Source organism: Halobellus sp. (genome assembly GCF_042218505.1).
Taxonomy (GTDB): Archaea; Halobacteriota; Halobacteria; order Halobacteriales; family Haloferacaceae; genus Haloquadratum.
Genome location: NZ_JBDGQZ010000010.1, coordinates 1 through 17,044, shown reverse-complemented (window position 1 = coordinate 17,044; position 17,044 = coordinate 1). Strand labels below are relative to the sequence as shown.

Sequence of the window (17,044 nt, the reverse complement as noted above, 5' to 3'; positions counted from 1 at the left end):
CACGGACTCTACGTGCTGACGATGCACCCACAGATAATGGGGTACAGCCATCGCATCGGACTGCTTGATTCCCTGATCGAAACCCTCGCCGAGTATCCGGAGGTAGAGTTTACGACCGTCGACGCGGTCTATGACCGCGTTTGGAATTCACTGCATAATTAGACGAGATCAGAGCCACCGTCGACGTTCACGACACTCCCCGTCATATAGGAACTGCCTTCCCCACAAAGGAAATGGATAACCCGGGCGACCTCGTCTGGGTCACCGAGACGGCCCGCTGGAAGGCGCTCGACGAAGGCCTCCAACTCCTCATCGGACCAGAGTTCCGAACCGGTGGTCAGCGGCGTATCGATGAGACCCGGTACGACGGAATTCACACGTACATCAGGCGCAAGCTGTTTCGCAAGCCCCTTCATTAGTCCGAGCACGCCGGCTTTCGAGGCCGAATAGTGGACGCCTGCGCTCGCACTCCCTCGTTGACCCGCCGTAGAAGAAACGTTCACAATCGCGCCATCACCACCTTCTATTTGGTTTTATAGATGGCCAGTATTGGGCGGCTAAGCCGCTCTCGTCTCTGGTATCTCGTCGTAGACGTCTTCTTCAGCTTCGGGCAGAGCAGGACGACATACTGACGTAGCGTGAACCGTTTTCGTGAGTAGCGTGTTGAGAATCGTGCCACAGCACGGCGGGCCACCACCATAGCACGTTCAACGAATTGGAGAAGTCGTAACTTTGGAAGACCGTCAATCGTGACCGAGGTTCCTCATTCGTCATATTTCCCAACAAGGGTTTCAACAGGGCCAATTAATCGAAACCACTGATTATGTGGGAGGCAGCGAGATACTCAGAGGCTAATAAACGAGCACGAAGGGAAGCTAGCGACAATATGACTGAAGCCTCTCCTACGTCTGATTACGAATCTGTGCGTTGACGACAGAGGTACCCTCGTCCTCGGAAATCGCCTCAATACGCGAATCTTCTCGAAGTGTTTCTGGGCGTTCTCCAAACTGGAACTCAAGAAACATCCCGGAGCTGGAAGCGTGACTCCGTCGCTCGAAATTAACAAGCGAATACGTCGTGAGCGGTTTCATCTTATCATTCGTCGCTGATTTCTGCGACAGTCTGTCGGTTCGGGAGCGCCGTCATCGCACCACGGCGAGTCGTCGACGCGGCCGCGACTGCGTTGGCAAACGCGAGGAGTTCGTCCGGGTCGTCGCCATCGACGAGTCCGGCGATGGCCCCTGCGGCGAACGCGTCGCCGGCACCGGTCGTATCGACAACGTCGTCGACGTCGTATCCGGCGTGGTGCCATTCACCGGCACCCCACGGCGCGCTCGCGTCAGTAATGAGGCGGGCGCCGGCGGACCCTTCAGTCAGGAGAATCGTGTCCGGTCCGGCTGAAAGAAGGGTCGCGGGGTCGGCCGCAAGCCCGGCGCCGTCTAGATCCTCTCGGGTCGTTTTGAGAACGCCCGTCACAGAGAGCATCCGTTCGATTGTCGGGGCCGGATCCGTCTCCCACAGTTCGGGGCGGACGTTCGGATCGAAGAAGACGCGGCAGTCTCGCTCCCGGGCCCGCTCGACGAGGTCGAACGTCGCCGACCGTGCGGGTTCGACAGTCAGCGTGACACCGCCTACGACGACCACCTCGACCGACTCGAGGACCTCGTCACTCACGACACACGTGTCCAGGTGTCTGTCCGCCGTGTCCGAGCGGTAGAAGGTGAACTCCCGGTCGGCGTCGGTGCCGTGTGAGACGAACGCCAGGGCCGTTTGGCAATCATCGACGCGGGTGACGAACCGGTCCGGGATTCCCTCGCGGTCGAGCACGTCCCCGAGATGCCTCCCGAAGGGATCGGTCGCGAGCGCAGTGCAGAACCACGGCGTCCGATCCAACCGGGCGAGACCGACCGCGACGTTGGCCGGCGCACCGCCCGCTCGTCGGGAGAAGGACGCCACGTCCGCCAGCGGTCCGGGTCGCTCCGGAATGAAATCGACCAGGGTCTCGCCCGCGACGAGAATTTCACGCGTCATACGACATCATACGCTAAAGGAAGGACGACGAAAATCAAAAAAATTCGGATCAGCGGCACTGGCTGCACGCCGACCAGCGGAGCGGCGCGGCACGGTCGCAGTCCACCATCTCGAATCCAGTGGCTCGGCGCTGTCGGACCTCTACACGTGAGACGTACACGAGGGGCACGAGCGGCCGTCGTCAGTAGACTTTTAGGAAGATACTCGGCTATGAGTAGTATGAAATCGCCAGGTAACTCGATCAGTGAGAAGCCCCGACGTCGGCGCGCGCGAGTGAGTTCAGCGAAGCAACGCGATACGTGCCGGTCCCGATGACCTCGGGTGGAGCGAGAGCAGGGCCGGACCGGTCCTGGTGGAAGGAGGCCGTCGTCTACCAGATTTACCCGCGGAGTTTCAACGACGCCGACGGCGACGGGATCGGTGACCTCCGGGGGATTACAGAGCGAGTGGATTATCTCGACGACCTGGGCGTCGACGTCGTCTGGCTCTGTCCGGTGTACGACTCCCCACAGGCGGACAACGGCTACGACGTGCGGGACTACCGCGCGATCGACCCCGAGTTCGGCACGATGACCCAGTGGGAGACGCTCCGTTCGGCGCTTCACGACCGTGACATCCGTCTGGTGATGGACCTCGTGGTCAATCACACGTCGTCGGAGCACGAGTGGTTCCAGCGATCGCGACGCGAGGAGGCGGAGTACGCGGGGTATTACCACTGGCACGACGGCGACCCCGACGACCCGCCGAACAACTGGCAGTCGTTCTTCGGCGGTCCGGCCTGGAGTTACGACGAAACCCGCGGGGAGTGGTATCTCCACCTCTTCCACGAGAACCAACCGGATCTGAACTGGCGGAACCCACGCGTCCGCGAGTCGATCACCGAAATGATCGAATGGTGGCTGGAGAAGGAGATCGACGGCTTCCGGATGGACGCAGTGAACCTCCTCTCGAAACCGGGAGGCTATCCCGACGGCGACCCCGACACCGACCTCGTTGGCGCGTCGCACTTCTTCAATGGGCCGCGACTGGAAGAGTACCTGCGAGAGATCGTCGAGACGCTGTCGGGATACGACGTGATGACCGTCGCCGAAATGTCGAACACCGACGTCGACACGGCAGCCGACTACCTCGGCGACGGGGTCGGTCTCGGGATGCTCTTCCAGTCGGCGCATCTGGAACTCGATACGGGCCCCGATGGCCTCTGGGATCCGAACGGTCCGGATGAGATCGACCTCCCGGCGTTCAAACGCGTCATCGGCCGCTGGCAGACCGGACTACAGAACCGGGGGTGGAACGCGGTGTTCCTCGGAAATCACGACCAGCCGCGGATCGTCTCTCGGTTCGGCGACGACGGAAAGGACCGTCGTGAGAGCGCGACGCTCCTGGCGACGTTTCTCCTGACGCTGAGCGGGACGCCGTACATCTACCAGGGTGACGAAATCGGGATGACGAACGAGGAGTTCGACGGTCTCGACGGGATCGACGACATCGGGACGATCGGCGCGGTTGAGGAACTCATCGATCGAGGGCGGATCGACGCTGTCGCGGAGGCCGAACATCTCATAAACTACTGGAGCCGGGACCACGCCCGGACGCCGATGCAGTGGTCCGACGATGCACACGCCGGCTTCACCGACGGAGAGCCGTGGTTCCCCGTCAACGACAACTACCGCGCGATCAACGTCGACCGCGAGCGGGGTCACGAGGACTCGATCTGGCAGTACTACCGACGGCTGATCGACCTCCGACACCGCCACGACATCCTCGTGTACGGCGAGTACGAACTGTACCTCCCGGACCACCCCGACATCTACGCCTACACCCGCACCCTCGAGGACGATCGGGCACTGGTCGTACTCAACTGGGCGGAAACCGCAACCGAAATTGAGGGCCCCCTCCCGGAGGCCGAATCGATGGATCTCGTGACGAGCAACTACGACGACACTGCCACGCCGCCACACGGGGCAGTCTTCCGACCTTACGAAGCGGCCGTCTACTGGGCCTAACGCCCGGTGATAGAGCGTTCACCGCAGATCGATATGCCGTCGCGCGCGAGAAAGGATCCGCAACGGGCCGCTCAGTCGTCGGCTTGAGCGCTGTCCTGTTCGACGTCGGCCTCGATGCTGGCTTCGGAGACGACGCCGTGGGAGATCGCATCGCCCGTTTCGTCGTCGAACAGGTGAATCCGTCCGCGGTCGAGGACGATTTCGACCTGTTCTTCCTCGCGGATGTCGGTCGCGGGGTCGACGCTCATCAGCAGTCCCTGCCGCTCTTCGAGGTCGCCCATCCCGTCGCCGTCGCCGCCGCCGGTGATCTCTTTCAGATAGACGAAGATCTCGTCGCCCATCGGTTCGAGAACGTCGGTTTCGACGGAAATCGGCTCGCCCGGATCTTGGGCCTCTGCGCTGTTGGCCGTGAGGTAGACGTCCTCGGGACGGATTCCCATCTCTACCCTGTCTCCGCGCGAAAGCCCGTCGAGGGCGGTTGTATCGAACGTCACCGAGTACCCCGGGGCGTCGAGCGTGCCGTCGCCGACGGTCGTGTCCACGAAGTTCATCGACGGCGAGCCGATGAACCCGGCGACGAACCGGTTGGCCGGCTCGTTGTAGCAGGTCAGCGGCGACGCGATCTGCTGGAGTTCGCCCTTGTTGAGCACCGCGATCCGATCGGACATCGTCATCGCCTCCGCCTGGTTGTGCGTGACGTAGATGATCGTCGTGTCCAGTTGTTTGTGGAGACGCTGCAGTTCCGTCCGCATATTCACCCGGAGCTTCGCGTCCAGGTTCGCCAGCGGCTCGTCCATCAGGAACACTTCCGGCTCCCGGACGATCGCCCGCGCGATGGCGACTCGCTGGCGTTGTCCACCGGACATCTCGTCGGGCATCCGTTCGAGCATCCCCTCGAGTCGGACGATCTCTGCGGCATCTTCGACCCGACGGTCCATCTCCTCCTGCGGGAAGTCTCGGAGACGGAGCCCGAAGGAGATGTTGTCGTACACGTCCATATGCGGGAACAGCGCGATGTTCTGGAACACCATCGCGATCCCTCGGTCCTTCGGGGGGAGGTTCGTCACCTCGCGGTCGCCGATCAACACCTGCCCCGACGTGGGTTTCGTGAGCCCCGCGACCGTTTCGAGAGTGGTCGACTTCCCACAGCCCGACGGTCCGACGAGCGTGATGAACTCGCCGTCCCTCAGGTCGAGGTTCATATTGTTCACTGCCAATACCTCATCGTACTGTTTTACGACGTCTTTGAGTTGTACTCGTGCCATAGTTACTCCTTGAGTGCTCCCTGCGTGAGCCCGCTGATGATCTTCTCCTGCGCGAAGACGACGAGTATCGCCACCGGAACGATGGCGACCAGACTCGCAGCCGCCTGGAGGTCGTACCGCGTCGTGTACTGCGTCTGGAACGCGAGGACGCCGTTGACCACCGGCGCCCACTCAGCGGCGTTGTTACCGGTCATCAGGAACGAGAAAAAGAACTCCGTGTACGTCGTGATGAACGTGAGAATGCCGGCCGTGGCCACACCGGGGGCCGACAGCGGCATAATCACCCGGAACAGCGCGCCGAGTCGGGTCGTTCCCTCTACTCTGGCGGCGTCTTCGAGACCGTCAGGTATCTGACTGTAGAACGTCGTCAGAATGAAGATCGCCAACGGCATCGTGAACGCGCTGAGCGGCGCGACGACCGCGCCGGGCGTCCCGTAGACCTCGACCGGAAGCCGGAGGATGCCCAGCATCGCGACCTGCTGGTTGAACGCCCGAAAGAGCGGGAGGAACAGCGTCGCGGGTGGGAAGAAACTGAGCACGAGAAGCGAGAACAGCAGCGGCGTCTTCCCGCGGAAGTTCAGCCGGCCGAAGGCGTAGCCCGCGAGACTCCCGACGATAAGCACGATGATCGTCACCGACGTGGCGTAGAACAGGCTGTTGAACATAAACCGGGCGAACGGGATCTGCTGGAAGATCACGATGAACGCCGAGAGGTCGATCTGGGTCGGGATCAGTGGAATGTTGGTCTGTCCCGGCGGCGCCATCGCGACCGCAAACAGCCAGTACAGCGGGAACAGCGACGTCGTCAGGAGCACGCCGCCGAGGAACACCGTCATCACCGTGTAGGCTTTCTCTGGGTTGCGGATCCAGTCGTCGGCCCACCGGCTGAGCCGCGAATCCGGCCGGCCATCGTCGCCACCGGCACCACCGCTCGCTTCGTCGAACGTTTCTGCGTCGTCGTGGTTGCGTGCGTCGATGCTCATACTATGCGAACCCCAGGCTCTGGTTGCTCCGTCTGATGAAGAGCAGGTAGATCGAGATGAATATCCCGACGACAATCGCGATGAGGACGCTCGTTGCCGCGGCCGATCCGTACAGCGATGCGGAGCCGAACATCAACTGGACGACCAGACAACTCATCGACGGCACAGTCGAACAGCCCACGCTGGTCGCCTCGATGATCCCGTAGACCCGGAGCGCACCCAGCGTCCGGAAGAGGATCGCGACCATCAACGCCGGGAAGACGAGCGGGAACGTGATGTATCGGAACCGCTGCCACCGGGACGCGCCCATCACGTCGGCCACGTCGTAGAGGTCCTGGTTGATGCTCTCCAGTCCCGCCAGGATCAACAGCGCCATAAACGCCGACGTCTTCCAGATGTCGGCCACTGTCACGATGACGAAGCCGTCGAACGTCGTGTTGAGCGGCAGACTGGAGAAAATCCCGAGATTCTGGAGCGGTTCGGTCAGGAGCCCGTACCCCGGCCGGAACATCAGGAAGAAGATCATCCCTTGGATGACGATCGGAATCGCCCACGGGATGATGATCAGCAACCGGACGAGTTTTCGGCCCTGGTAATCTCCCTGCATCAGCATCGCGTACAGGAAGCCGAGTATCGTCTCGCCCGCGACACTCAGCACGGCGAACAGAACCGTCATAAACAGCGCCTGTTGCAGAACTGGGACCTGGAACGACGGATCCAAGAAGGCTGCCGGCGCGAGCGCGTTACTGTTCGTGAGGAGCTGGATGTAGTTCGTCAGCCCGGCGAAATCCCCGAGACGGCCGCTCCCGGCGATGACGTCCTCGAAGAACGACATCCTGACCGCCGAGAGCAGGGGCCAGAAGGCGAACAACACCAGGATGAGAAACCCGGGTGCCAGCAGGAGGTACGCATACGCCTGCTCGCTGAGGTTCTCAGTCCACGTACTGACTCGTGTGAACACCCCGGTCTGTCGTGGTCGAGCCTCTTCAACTGCCACGGTGCACAACACCCCTGTTGCCAACAGCCAATTGCTGTGGAACTGGCATACTGGATATGCTATTAATATAGTTATTTAACATTATGGTTGTTTTGAATCTCTATTAAATGCAACGTGGTCTTGACGGCCTGCGCTGCGGGACTACCCGGACGCTTGCTCCTCGATTGCCGCAATCTGTTCTTGCATCGCTGCACCCGCCTCCTGCGGCGACTTCTCTTGGCGGAGCGCCGCGTTGACCTCGCTGGCGACAATCGACCGCTGGCTCGGCCACACCGAGGTGGTCGGTCGCGGAATCAGGTTCTGGGTCGAATACTGGAGCGCCTCGAAGTACGGCCCGTACGCATCACTCTCCTGAACGTAACTGTACAGCGAGGGCTTCGGCGGCATAAAGTTCGCCGCATCGAACTGATGCTTGAGGAAGGAATCACTCCACCAGGCCTTGATGACCTCCTTGGCGGACTCTTTGTTGTCGCTGAAGGGGTTCATCGAGAGGATCCAGCCACCCTGCGCGTGCCAGGAACCGTTCGGCCCCTTCGGGAGCGGCATCACGCCCATCTCCATATCGGTGCCCTCGAACGCGCTCGCACCGCCGCCGATGGCGTAGGTCCAGTTGCGCTGGGTGACCGCGTTACCGTTCTCGAAGATGCTTTTCGTGTCCGGTTCGATCCACCCGGCCACCTCCTGCGGTGAAACGGCCGTGATGTCGACCGGCGCGAGGCCCTCGCCGTGGATGATGTCGACCGCGGCTTCGATCCCGTCGATCGACTTCTCGTTCCCGATCGTGACCGGGCGATCGCCGACGGGCCCGAAGAGATTGTCCTGGCCGCCGAAGAAGGCGCCGCCCATACTCGTCAGGAACTCGTTGAACGTACAGCACGCCAACCCGACGTAGTTGTTACCTTGCCACACGTGGCCGTACTCTGCATTGCCGGCGCCGTGTGCCTCAGAGACCGCCTTCGTGAACTCGGTCCACGTCGGCGGATCGGTCTGCCAGGTGCTGAAGTCCGAGTCGTCGTAGCCGGCCGCTCGGAACAGGTCCTTCCGGTACTGGACGGTCGGATAGTCGGGGAAGGCAGGAATCGAGTACAGATCGCCGGTTTCGGGGTGTGTCCCCGTGTTGATCATCGACTGGACGCCCTCGTCTTTCACCTCCGAGATGAATTCGTCGGACATCTCCTTCTCCAGATTGACCAGGTCGCCGCGAACGATGAACGGGATCGTCCACCCGTTGTCCGTTAGGACGAGGTCGGGATCAGTCGACTCTGCGTCGATCGCCGTCCGGAGTTGCTGCTGTTTCCCGCCGCTCTGTTGCGGCGGACGAGTCATCTCGATCGTGATCGAGTCAGGGACCCCAGCCTCGTGGAGCGCCTGCGGCATCCCCTTGTCGATATACTGCGGTCCCGAGAAGACGGTGACCTTCCCACCGAGACCGCCACTGTCGCTCGATCCTGTCGTCGCGGCGTCGGTCTCACCGCCACCACCGCCGCCCCCCGAACACCCTGCTAGTCCAGCTGCGCCGATTGCACCGGCAGCCGCGATATATCGTCGTCGTGAAACGCCCTCATCAGTACTGTTGCCAGACATACGTAGCTGGTAAGAATTAATCATTAATATACCTAAGGGGATTTACAACAGGTGTTGTGACAATCCAACCGCGCGGACAATCGCCGGACAGCAGTGTGAACCTTCGAGTATGATACTGGGACGACTACTCCATAAAAAACCGATCGAATCGTCTCTGCTCAGTCTTTCCCCGGCGCAGGCCACCGTGGCGTGATCGGCGCCTCGATGCGTGACAGGTCTTCGTCACTCAACGAGACGTCGAGTGCGCCGACGTTCTCTTCGAGGTGATCGAGCGATCGTGGGCCGATTATCGGCGCGTCGACGACGTCTTTGTGCAGTAGCCACGCGATGCTCACTTGTGCAGGCGTCGCGTTCTTTGCCTCGGCGATAGCACGGATCTCGTCCAGTACCGCCCAGTTCTCGTCAGTGAACCGCTGCGCGGTGTACTCGTCGCTCGCCGCGCGTCCCGATTCGGGCTGCTCGTCGCGCGAGTATTTCCCCGTCAGGAACCCGCCGGCCAGGGGCGACCACGGGAGGACGCCCACTCCTTCAGCGGCACACGCGGGCAGGACGTTGGCCTCCTCGTGTCTATCGACCGCGTTGTACTCCGGTTGCATCGAGACGAACCGCTCGTGGTTCTCGACGTCGGCAGCGTACAGCGCCCGGGTGAACTTCCAGGCCGGCATCGTGCTCGCTCCGACGTAGCGGACGAGCCCCTCGTCCACGAGGTAATCGAGCGCGGAGAGGACTTCTTCGACGGGCGTGTTGTCGTCCCATCGGTGGATCTGATAGAGATCGATGTAGTCGGCCCCGAGTCGTTCGAGCGACGCCTTCGCCTGGTCGAGCACGTGTTTCCGCGAGAGCCCGCGGCTGTTCGGCCCGTCGCCCATCTGATGATACACCTTGGTGGCGATCACCAGTTCCGACCGGTCGTACTCCTCGATGGCCTGCCCGACGATTCTTTCGCTTTCGCCCTGTGAGTAGACGTTCGCCGTGTCGAGGAAGTTGATCCCGAGGTCCAGCGCGCGGTCGATGATCGCGCGCGAGCGCCCCTCGTCGTGGATCATCCACGGCTCTCCGGTCCCGAAGTTCATACACCCCAGCGCAAACCGCGACACGTCCATCCCGGTCTCGCCGAGATACGTGTACTCCATCTCGGTCATACCCGCGATACATCCACAGCCGTCAAAAAAACCACGCTCTATGTGAGCCACCCGGGGTTGTCTGAGTTCTCGACGACCGGTCCCGACCGACGGAACCTTGATTTCGGAGCCAGCACTACCTTAGAGATGTGAACTCGTCTGTCATCGACGGCCTCCGGCAACCCGAACACACGGGGGAGAACCGCTGTTGGCCGTGCACTGTAGTCAACGTCGGGATTCTCGGGGTCGTCGCCGGGGCGCTTGCGACCGTTTCTGCGGCGTTCGCCGTTCTCGCTGCGGCAGTCGGCCTGTTGGTCATCGGCGTTCGCGGCTATCTGATTCCGGGGACGCCGCGATTCGCCCCAGCGCTCGTGGCACGCATCCCGGGTGGGGAAGCGCTGTTTCACGACGCACCCGACCGCAGGAGCAACTCCCTGAGCAGTGATCAACCCGGTGCGGAACAGTCCGGCGCAGCCGACGATGAGGAAACGACGTCGACGGAGACCGAGCAGACCGACGACGGAGCGCTGGCCGAGGCCCCAGCGGCGGACGCGCTCCTCGAACGCCTCGACGACGCCGGGGTCCTCCGCGCCGGCGAGGAGACCGTCGCGCCGACCGCGTCCTTCGAAGAGCGGTGGCACGCAGAGATGGACGACCTCAGTGAGAAGGATACTGAGGTACTGGCTGATGTCGCGCTGGAGATCTCCCCCGCGACCGATTCGCGCGTCGTCCAGCAGGATGGTGAAACGTGGATCGCACTCTCGTCAGAGGCCGATCACGCGCTCGAAGAGACGTGGCTCACCCGCCCGATTGTCATCGCGGAAGTCGGCGGGACCCGCGCAGCCGAGGACTTCGTCGACAGCGAGTCCACGGCGTTCGCGGCAGCCCAGACCTGTCGGGTGTTCCTCGAAGCGTGCCCCGACTGCGGGACGACGCTCGAATACGGCAACGATGCGTCCTGCTGTGGCGGCTATCGCGGCCCCGATGGAGTTCCCTCGAAGACGCTCTTTTGTCCGTCGTGCGAAGCGCGAGTCTACACGTTCGAGTAAGCGCGGAGCGGGGGACGCCCACACACCGGGCCCGTCCTACAGTGACTGTTCGTACACCCGCGTCTCGTAAGGGCGAAGCTCCAGCGACTCGGTCGACTCGTCGACGACGTCCTCGTAATTACTCACGAGCAGCGAAGCGTCCGACTGCAGCATATCGAAGCTGTCGATGCGGTCCAGTTCGGAGAAGTTGATGACGACCACGGCCTGGGAGTCGTCCGTTGTCCGCGAGTAGACGTACAGTTGTTTGTCCTCAGGCAGATGGAGGTCGTAAGAGCCGTGAACGAGCGCCGGGGTGTCCCCGCGAACGTCGATCAGTTCCCGGTAGAACGAGCGGATCGAGGGCGACCGGTTCCGTTCGCGTTCGACGTTGACTTCGGGATAGTCGTCGTTGACGGCGATCCACGGCTCTCCGTCGGTGAAGCCGGCGTGCGGGGAGTCGTCCCACTGGACGGGCGTCCGCGAGTGATCGCGTGAGCGGTACTCGACGATTGGTCGGATCTCCTCGTAGTCCTCGATTACGCCGTCGGCGATCAGTTCCTCGACGTTCCGGATCGTGTCGACGTCGCGGACCGCATCGAGCGACTCGAAAGAACTGTTCGTCATCCCGATCTCCTCGCCCTGATAGAGGAAGGGCGTGCCGCGCAGAGTCAGGAGAATGGTCGCGAGCGCGGTGGCAGATTCGTATCGGTACGTCTCGTCGTTGCCGAACCGGGAGACACTTCGAGGCTGGTCGTGGTTCTCGAAAAAGAGCGTGTTCCACCCGTGACCGTCGAGGCCGCGCTGCCACTTGTCGAGGGTGGATTTGAGATCCCTGAGGTCCCACGGACTGACGTCCCAGCGACCCTCCTCGCCGAAGTCGAGCCGCAGATGTTCGAATGGGAAAACGAGGTCGAGCGGGCCATCACCGACGAATCGCCGCGCGGTTTCGAGGTCGAGTTGCGGCATCTCACCGACGGTAACGATGTCTCTCCCGTGGAAGACTTCCTCGTGCATCTCACCGAGGTACTCGTGGATTCGCGGGCCGTTGACGAAGTGCTCGCTGCCGACCCACTCGCCGTCGGGGGCCCCGTCAGGGAGTCCCTCGGCCTTCGAGAGCAGATTGACGACGTCCAGTCGGTAGCCATCGACGCCCTTGTCGAGCCACCAGTTCATCATCTCGAGCATCTCGCGACGGACGGCCGGATTTCGCCAGTTGAGGTCGGGTTGATGAACGTCGAAGAGGTGGAGATACCACGCGCCCCGCTTGCCGTCGTACTCCCAGGCGGAGCCACCGAAGGCGGATTCCCAGTTGTTCGGCGGGTCGTCGGGGTCGCCCTCGCGCCACACGTAGTAGTCACCGTACTCGCCGTCGGGATTCTCGCGCGAGCGCTGGAACCACTCGTGTTCTGAGGACGTGTGGTTCGCCACCATATCCATAATCAGCCGGATGTCGCGGTCGTGGAGGCCCGTCAGCAACTCGTCGAAGTCCGACATCGTCCCGAACCCGGAGTGGATCGATTGGTAGTCGCTGACGTCGTAGCCGTTGTCGTGCTGGGGAGACTCATACACCGGGCTGAGCCAGACGGCGTCGATGCCCAGGTCCGAGAGGTACTCCAGTTTATTTGTGATACCGGGGATGTCACCGATGCCATCACCGTCTGAGTCGTTGAAACTCCGGGGGTAGATCTGATAGACTACCGCCTCCTTCCACCAATTGTGTTCACTCATAGTTGGGATGAATCAGGACAGCGACAGTCTCACTGCGCGCGAACCGGCGGACAGGGATGCGCGGCCGAGCGAACGGGCGCGAGCCCCGACAGCCGGGACGACAGACAGCCATCGAGTCCTGACTGTTGGCACGGTGTTTCTGCTGTCCCATCTTAATTGTTATGAGAGATACTCGGTTTTGAATAAATATTCAAACCGGGCTACCACCCCGAGGGGTGGCATCCCAGACCGGGATGAATAAGTGAATTTACTACGGATACGGTTGTAACCCGAAAGAATGGCCAATGACAATATGAGTGATAATCAAAGCACTGAGAGCCGGGGACCGCCGCGGTGGACGCGGTCCCAGGCCGCACAGATCGAACGCACCGCCGATACCGTCGCCCCGGTCATCGAACCGCCTTCGGAGGATCCAGCCGCCGACCTCCACATCTGGGACACGTGGCTCCTCCGTGACCGCCACGGAGAGATCGCCGAAGTCGACGGCTGGCGAGTGCTCTTCTCGCTGACCGCTCCCGAAGAACTGCTGCCCGGAAAGCGCCACGACGTCGCCGAGATCCGCTTTTTTTACTCCCGAAACGGGACCGAGTGGCACGGAGGTGACGCGATCTTCGAGAGCGGTGCACTCGGCCAACGCCAGTGGGCGGGGTCTGCACTGTACGACAACGGCGACCTCTATCTCTACTACACCGCCGCCGGCGACGAGTCCGCCGACGAACTGAACTACACGCAGCGGATCGCCGTCGGGCACGGCGGCCGTTTCGAGGCCGACGAAGACGGCGTGTGGAGTGAGGGACCCTGGAATCACGAGGTCCTTCTCGAACCCGATGGGGAGTGGTACGAGAACGAGGACCAATCTCGAGGGATGATCTACACGTTCCGCGACCCGTGGTTCTTCGAGGATCCCGCGACGGGCGAGACAAACCTCTTATTTGAGGCGAACACGCCGGTCCCCCTCGATAGCGACTGGTGTGGCGGCGACGAGGCACAACAGGAGTTCAACGGAACCGTCGGTATCGCGCACTCGCCCGGTGGCGACCCACTCGAATGGGAACTCGAACCGCCGCTTCTGGGCGGCGTCTGCGTCAATCAGGAACTCGAACGCCCTCACGTGGTCTTCCACGACGACCGGTACTACCTGTTCGTCTCGAGTCATATGCACACCTTCGCGCCCGGCATTCACGGGTTCGACGGCCTCTACGGGTTCGTTGCCGACTCGCTGCGCGGCGAATACGAACCCCTGAACGGCTCCGGATTGGTCGTGACGAACCCCGGCAGCGTCCCCTTCCAGGCGTACTCGTGGATGGCGTTTCCGTACCGTGACGAGATCCTCGTACAGAGTTTCTACAACTACCGCGAGTACGACGGTGAATCGCTTGACGGCATCGCGGATCTCTCAGAGGACGAACAGCGACGCCGGTTCGGCGGTACCTTGAGCCCGACGCTCAGACTCGACGTCGACGATAGGTGGACGCGTATTCACGACATACTCGCGCACTGGCACATCCCCACTGACGAAGACGAACTCTCCGACTCCGACGAGTATCAACCCCCGGACGGAATCACGTCGGACAACGGTTACGTCGACCGTCTAGACACCCGAATGGATCGGCACCGGACCGAGGGCTACTCTCAGAGCGGTCACTGAGACTCCGTGTCGGCCGGAACCGACGCGGGTTGCGGTGCGGGCGTGATTACAGCGTCCAGATCCCAGACCTCGAACGCGGAGATCGACGCCCGGCCATCCTCCGCGGCCACCGATATGCCCGTGCTATCTGCATCGGGGTACACCCTGCTCGTCAGGCAGTGGCGATCGTTGGCGTACAGTTCGATCACCGATCCGTCGAGAAACGCTCGGAGAGACAGCGAGTCGTCGTACGGAGTCACCGGCATCCGCTGGGCGTCGGCCGCGCCAACTCCCTCGCGACTCGACGCCGACCGGTCGACCACCAGTTCGTTCTCGTGCGTGTATCGGATCGCCGTCCGCTCGTGGCGGTCGGCCGATTCGAACACCGAGAGTTCGAACGTCGAGGCGTCGTCCAGCGACACCTCCAGTTCAATCTCCAGGGTCCGACCGCCTTCATCGAGCGAGTGGCGAGTGCCCTCCAAGACCGCTGGAACCGCTGTGGGGTGTGCGTCCTGTCGGAGCCGATCGACTTCTTCGGCGGGCCGTTGCCGGAGCGTCCCGTCGTCGCCGAGCGAGAGGACTCGCGGGAGCGACAGCGCGCCCGACCATCCGGCGTTCCATTGCGCGCTCGCGTCGCGCGTCTCAGGAAGCCACCCCCAGGTCAGGTGTCGATCCCCGTCTGTGAGCGACTGCGGGGCGTAGAAGTCGCCGTGATCGAGGAGTCCGCGACACGCCACGTCGAACTTCCCGTCGTCGACCGTCCCGATGAAGTACACGACGTCTTCGTAGTTCGAGACGTGGAGCAGGGATCGATCGCCGAAGTCCAGCAACTCCGGACACTCCCAGACAGCACCGGGACCGTCCTCACCGATGAGTAACGGGCCCTCGTACTCCCACTCGCGGAGGTCTGAGGAGGCGTAGAGGAGCGCGGTCCCGCCCTGGTCGGTGATGCCGCTGCCGATGAGTTGATACCACGTCTCGCCGTCCTGCCAGATCGCGTGGTCGCGGAACTCGACTTCCCAGTGCTCCGTCGAGAGGAGATCGAGGCCCCACGGCGGTTCTTCGATGATGGGATTGCCCGGATCCTTGTCCCAGACCTGGAGGTCCGGATCGGTGCTCGTGGCGAGACACGGGAGTTGCCATCGGCCGTTGCCGCCCGTGTAGAGGACCGTCGGCGTCCCGTCGTCGCCGACCGCACACCCCGACCAACAGCCGTGGCGGTCGGGGCCGTCCGGTGACGGCGCGAGCGCAATCTGTTTATCGGTCCAGTGGAGCAGGTCGTCGCTTACGGCGTGCCCCCAGTGAATCGTGTTATGAAACGGTCCCGCCGGATTGTACTGATAGAAGAGGTGATAGCGGCCGTTCCAGCGGATCAGACCGTTCGGATCGTTCAGCCAATTCGCGGGCGGGGTGAAGTGATAGCGCGGCCGGGCGGGGTCGTCGGCGAACGCCTCCCGCAGCGCGGTCAACTGCTCAGCCGTCTTCGGTCGAGCGGGTTGCTCGCGGTCGTCGAGCGCCGACAGACACCCCGAGACCAGGTCCGAACGAGCCCCGACGACGGGCGGCTCAGCGGGTTCGTGGAACGAGAGGGGCGCACCGACGCCTAAGACGCCGCCGCCACGGTTCCAGGAGACGACTGTCATCTCGTTCGGCACCGCCTGCTCGCCGCGGACCGTCGATGCGAGTACCTCGCCCTCCGCGGGAACCACACTCTCGTAGTGGGCCGTGGGGACTGCCCCCCGGTCACACACGGGAATTCGAATCGAATCGAAGTCCGAGACGGCCGGGTGGTCGTCGTAGAGCGTCCGCCAGAGTACCCCCGTCGGCTCAGTGACGCTCTGGACACCCACCGCATCCGGCGGAACGGGATCGATTTCGGCCGCCTCGACGGCAGCCATCGCTCTGAGCGTGAGCAACAGTCCCCCGTCGTTCGCGAGAAACGCGTCGATGGCGTCCGTGAAACTGGGCGAGAGGAGACTCTCCTCGAACGGTGCATCGCGGTGCCACCACAACACATCACACGTACCGATCACCTCGCCGATTTCGTCGAGGGAGACCCGCATTGCGTCGATTGACTGCTCCTCCAGCCACGTCAGTGCCGCCTGCTGTTCCGCTGACAGCGTGCCGTCGCAGACAAATCCGACTCGCATCCCGTGGCCGATCATACCGAGGGTAATTCAGTCACGAGTGAAAATCGTACCGTCTCCAACTTCGGGGCCCCACCGGGGTCGTCACGGCCCCCATAACACAGCGCGTGAAACGGGTGTGGAGGCGGCTGACCACGCCGCAGTTCGACGGTTGTACGCCAATCGTTAAGCCAAACTGGACCATCGGCCAGGGTACGAAGCCGACCAGCGGATGGGCGTCGTCACTATCGGGCAGACGATGTTCGCCGTCTATAGCCTCATCGTATTTCTCGAATATCCGCTGCTTCCGTACCCCCCGCGGCGACGCTCGAACTACTGGAACACGGGAGCGCGATCCTCATCCTCGGCGGACTCATCACGTTCTTCGTCGCCTTGAGGCGGGGTTGAGCGATGTCGGATCCGAACCTCGAACTGGAATCTCGCCGAGTGATCTAGCAGCACGTCGCGGAGACGCCGGGTATCCACCTCCGGGCGCTCCTCGGGGAACTGAACTACGCTCAGGGGACGGTGCAGTATCAACTCCGCTG

The 17,044-nt window shown here is 62.5% G+C and carries 13 protein-coding genes and 1 pseudogene; 3 read left to right on the top strand and 11 right to left on the bottom strand.

Annotation, left to right across the window (positions count from 1 at the left end; genetic code table 11):
• Positions 1-158 precede the first annotated feature (158 nt).
• The 3 genes and pseudogenes from ABEI27_RS03150 to ABEI27_RS03140 all read right to left on the bottom strand — a co-directional run bounded on the left by ABEI27_RS03150 (position 159) and on the right by ABEI27_RS03140 (position 2,031).
• The gene (locus ABEI27_RS03150) at positions 159-527 is read right to left on the bottom strand and encodes an SDR family NAD(P)-dependent oxidoreductase (RefSeq protein WP_375797962.1); all 369 of its coding nucleotides are present in this window, start codon (positions 525-527) and stop codon (positions 159-161) included.
• A 375-nt stretch (positions 528-902) separates the two neighbouring features.
• Positions 903-1,094, bottom strand: a pseudogene (locus ABEI27_RS03145) (cell division control protein Cdc6); the annotation flags it as partial.
• A 1-nt stretch (position 1,095) separates the two neighbouring features.
• Positions 1,096-2,031, bottom strand: coding sequence for a PfkB family carbohydrate kinase (locus ABEI27_RS03140; RefSeq protein WP_375797961.1), 936 nt, complete (start codon positions 2,029-2,031; stop codon positions 1,096-1,098).
• 311 nt (positions 2,032-2,342) lie between these two features.
• Here ABEI27_RS03140 and ABEI27_RS03135 point away from each other — a divergent pair, with 311 nt between their 5' ends.
• Entirely contained in the window at positions 2,343-4,037 is a 1,695-nt protein-coding gene (locus ABEI27_RS03135; protein ID WP_375797960.1) for an alpha-glucosidase, read from the top strand.
• Positions 4,038-4,108: 71 nt separating this feature from the next.
• Here ABEI27_RS03135 and ABEI27_RS03130 read toward each other — a convergent pair whose 3' ends face one another.
• From ABEI27_RS03130 to ABEI27_RS03110, 5 genes are all read right to left on the bottom strand, one after another.
• Positions 4,109-5,302: an ABC transporter ATP-binding protein gene (locus ABEI27_RS03130; protein ID WP_375797959.1), complete on the bottom strand. Its 1,194-nt coding sequence runs from the start codon at positions 5,300-5,302 to the stop codon at positions 4,109-4,111.
• A gap of 2 nt (positions 5,303-5,304) precedes the next feature.
• A complete protein-coding gene (locus ABEI27_RS03125; RefSeq protein WP_375797958.1) occupies positions 5,305-6,285 on the bottom strand; it encodes a carbohydrate ABC transporter permease in 981 nt (326 codons plus the stop codon).
• Position 6,286: 1 nt separating this feature from the next.
• A complete protein-coding gene (locus tag ABEI27_RS03120) occupies positions 6,287-7,246 on the bottom strand; it encodes a carbohydrate ABC transporter permease (protein WP_375797957.1) in 960 nt (319 codons plus the stop codon).
• Positions 7,247-7,423: 177 nt separating this feature from the next.
• A complete protein-coding gene (locus ABEI27_RS03115) occupies positions 7,424-8,866 on the bottom strand; it encodes an extracellular solute-binding protein (RefSeq protein ID WP_375797956.1) in 1,443 nt (480 codons plus the stop codon).
• A 158-nt stretch (positions 8,867-9,024) separates the two neighbouring features.
• On the bottom strand, positions 9,025-10,008 hold the full coding sequence (locus ABEI27_RS03110; RefSeq protein WP_375797955.1) for an aldo/keto reductase: 984 nt from the start codon (positions 10,006-10,008) through the stop codon (positions 9,025-9,027).
• Between the two features lie 128 nt (positions 10,009-10,136).
• On the opposite strand from ABEI27_RS03110, the gene ABEI27_RS03105 reads away from it, so the two are divergent.
• Positions 10,137-11,036, top strand: coding sequence for a hypothetical protein (locus tag ABEI27_RS03105; protein WP_375797954.1), 900 nt, complete (start codon positions 10,137-10,139; stop codon positions 11,034-11,036).
• Positions 11,037-11,072: 36 nt separating this feature from the next.
• On the opposite strand, the gene ABEI27_RS03100 is transcribed toward ABEI27_RS03105, so the two are convergent.
• Entirely contained in the window at positions 11,073-12,743 is a 1,671-nt protein-coding gene (locus tag ABEI27_RS03100) for an alpha-glucosidase (protein WP_375797953.1), read from the bottom strand.
• Positions 12,744-13,035: 292 nt separating this feature from the next.
• On the opposite strand from ABEI27_RS03100, the gene ABEI27_RS03095 reads away from it, so the two are divergent.
• A complete protein-coding gene (locus ABEI27_RS03095; protein ID WP_375797952.1) occupies positions 13,036-14,391 on the top strand; it encodes a glycoside hydrolase family 68 protein in 1,356 nt (451 codons plus the stop codon).
• Here the strand turns inward: ABEI27_RS03095 and ABEI27_RS03090 are convergent.
• Together ABEI27_RS03090 and ABEI27_RS03085 are read right to left on the bottom strand one after the other, a co-directional pair.
• Positions 14,385-16,535 carry a GH32 C-terminal domain-containing protein gene (locus ABEI27_RS03090; RefSeq protein WP_375797951.1) on the bottom strand — a complete coding sequence of 717 codons (2,151 nt, stop codon included), beginning with the start codon at positions 16,533-16,535 and terminating at the stop codon, positions 14,385-14,387. The two genes, ABEI27_RS03095 and ABEI27_RS03090, sit on opposite strands and share 7 nt — an antisense overlap.
• Positions 16,536-16,829: 294 nt before the next feature.
• Positions 16,830-17,044, bottom strand: a 215-nt coding sequence (locus ABEI27_RS03085) for a hypothetical protein (protein WP_375797950.1), incomplete at its 5' end; no start/stop codon positions are given.

Excerpts from the sequence above, each read along its gene's own strand:
- ABEI27_RS03140 (WP_375797961.1), bottom strand. The coding sequence starts at position 2,031 with ATGACGCGTGAAATTCTCGTCGCGGGCGAGACCCTGGTCGATTTCATT.
- ABEI27_RS03135 (WP_375797960.1), top strand. The coding sequence starts at position 2,343 with ATGACCTCGGGTGGAGCGAGAGCAGGGCCGGACCGGTCCTGGTGGAAG.
- ABEI27_RS03130 (WP_375797959.1), bottom strand. The coding sequence starts at position 5,302 with ATGGCACGAGTACAACTCAAAGACGTCGTAAAACAGTACGATGAGGTA.
- ABEI27_RS03125 (WP_375797958.1), bottom strand. The coding sequence starts at position 6,285 with ATGAGCATCGACGCACGCAACCACGACGACGCAGAAACGTTCGACGAA.
- ABEI27_RS03115 (WP_375797956.1), bottom strand. The coding sequence starts at position 8,866 with ATGTCTGGCAACAGTACTGATGAGGGCGTTTCACGACGACGATATATC.
- ABEI27_RS03110 (WP_375797955.1), bottom strand. The coding sequence starts at position 10,008 with ATGACCGAGATGGAGTACACGTATCTCGGCGAGACCGGGATGGACGTG.
- ABEI27_RS03100 (WP_375797953.1), bottom strand. The coding sequence starts at position 12,743 with ATGAGTGAACACAATTGGTGGAAGGAGGCGGTAGTCTATCAGATCTAC.
- ABEI27_RS03095 (WP_375797952.1), top strand. The coding sequence starts at position 13,036 with ATGAGTGATAATCAAAGCACTGAGAGCCGGGGACCGCCGCGGTGGACG.
- ABEI27_RS03090 (WP_375797951.1), bottom strand. The coding sequence starts at position 16,535 with ATGATCGGCCACGGGATGCGAGTCGGATTTGTCTGCGACGGCACGCTG.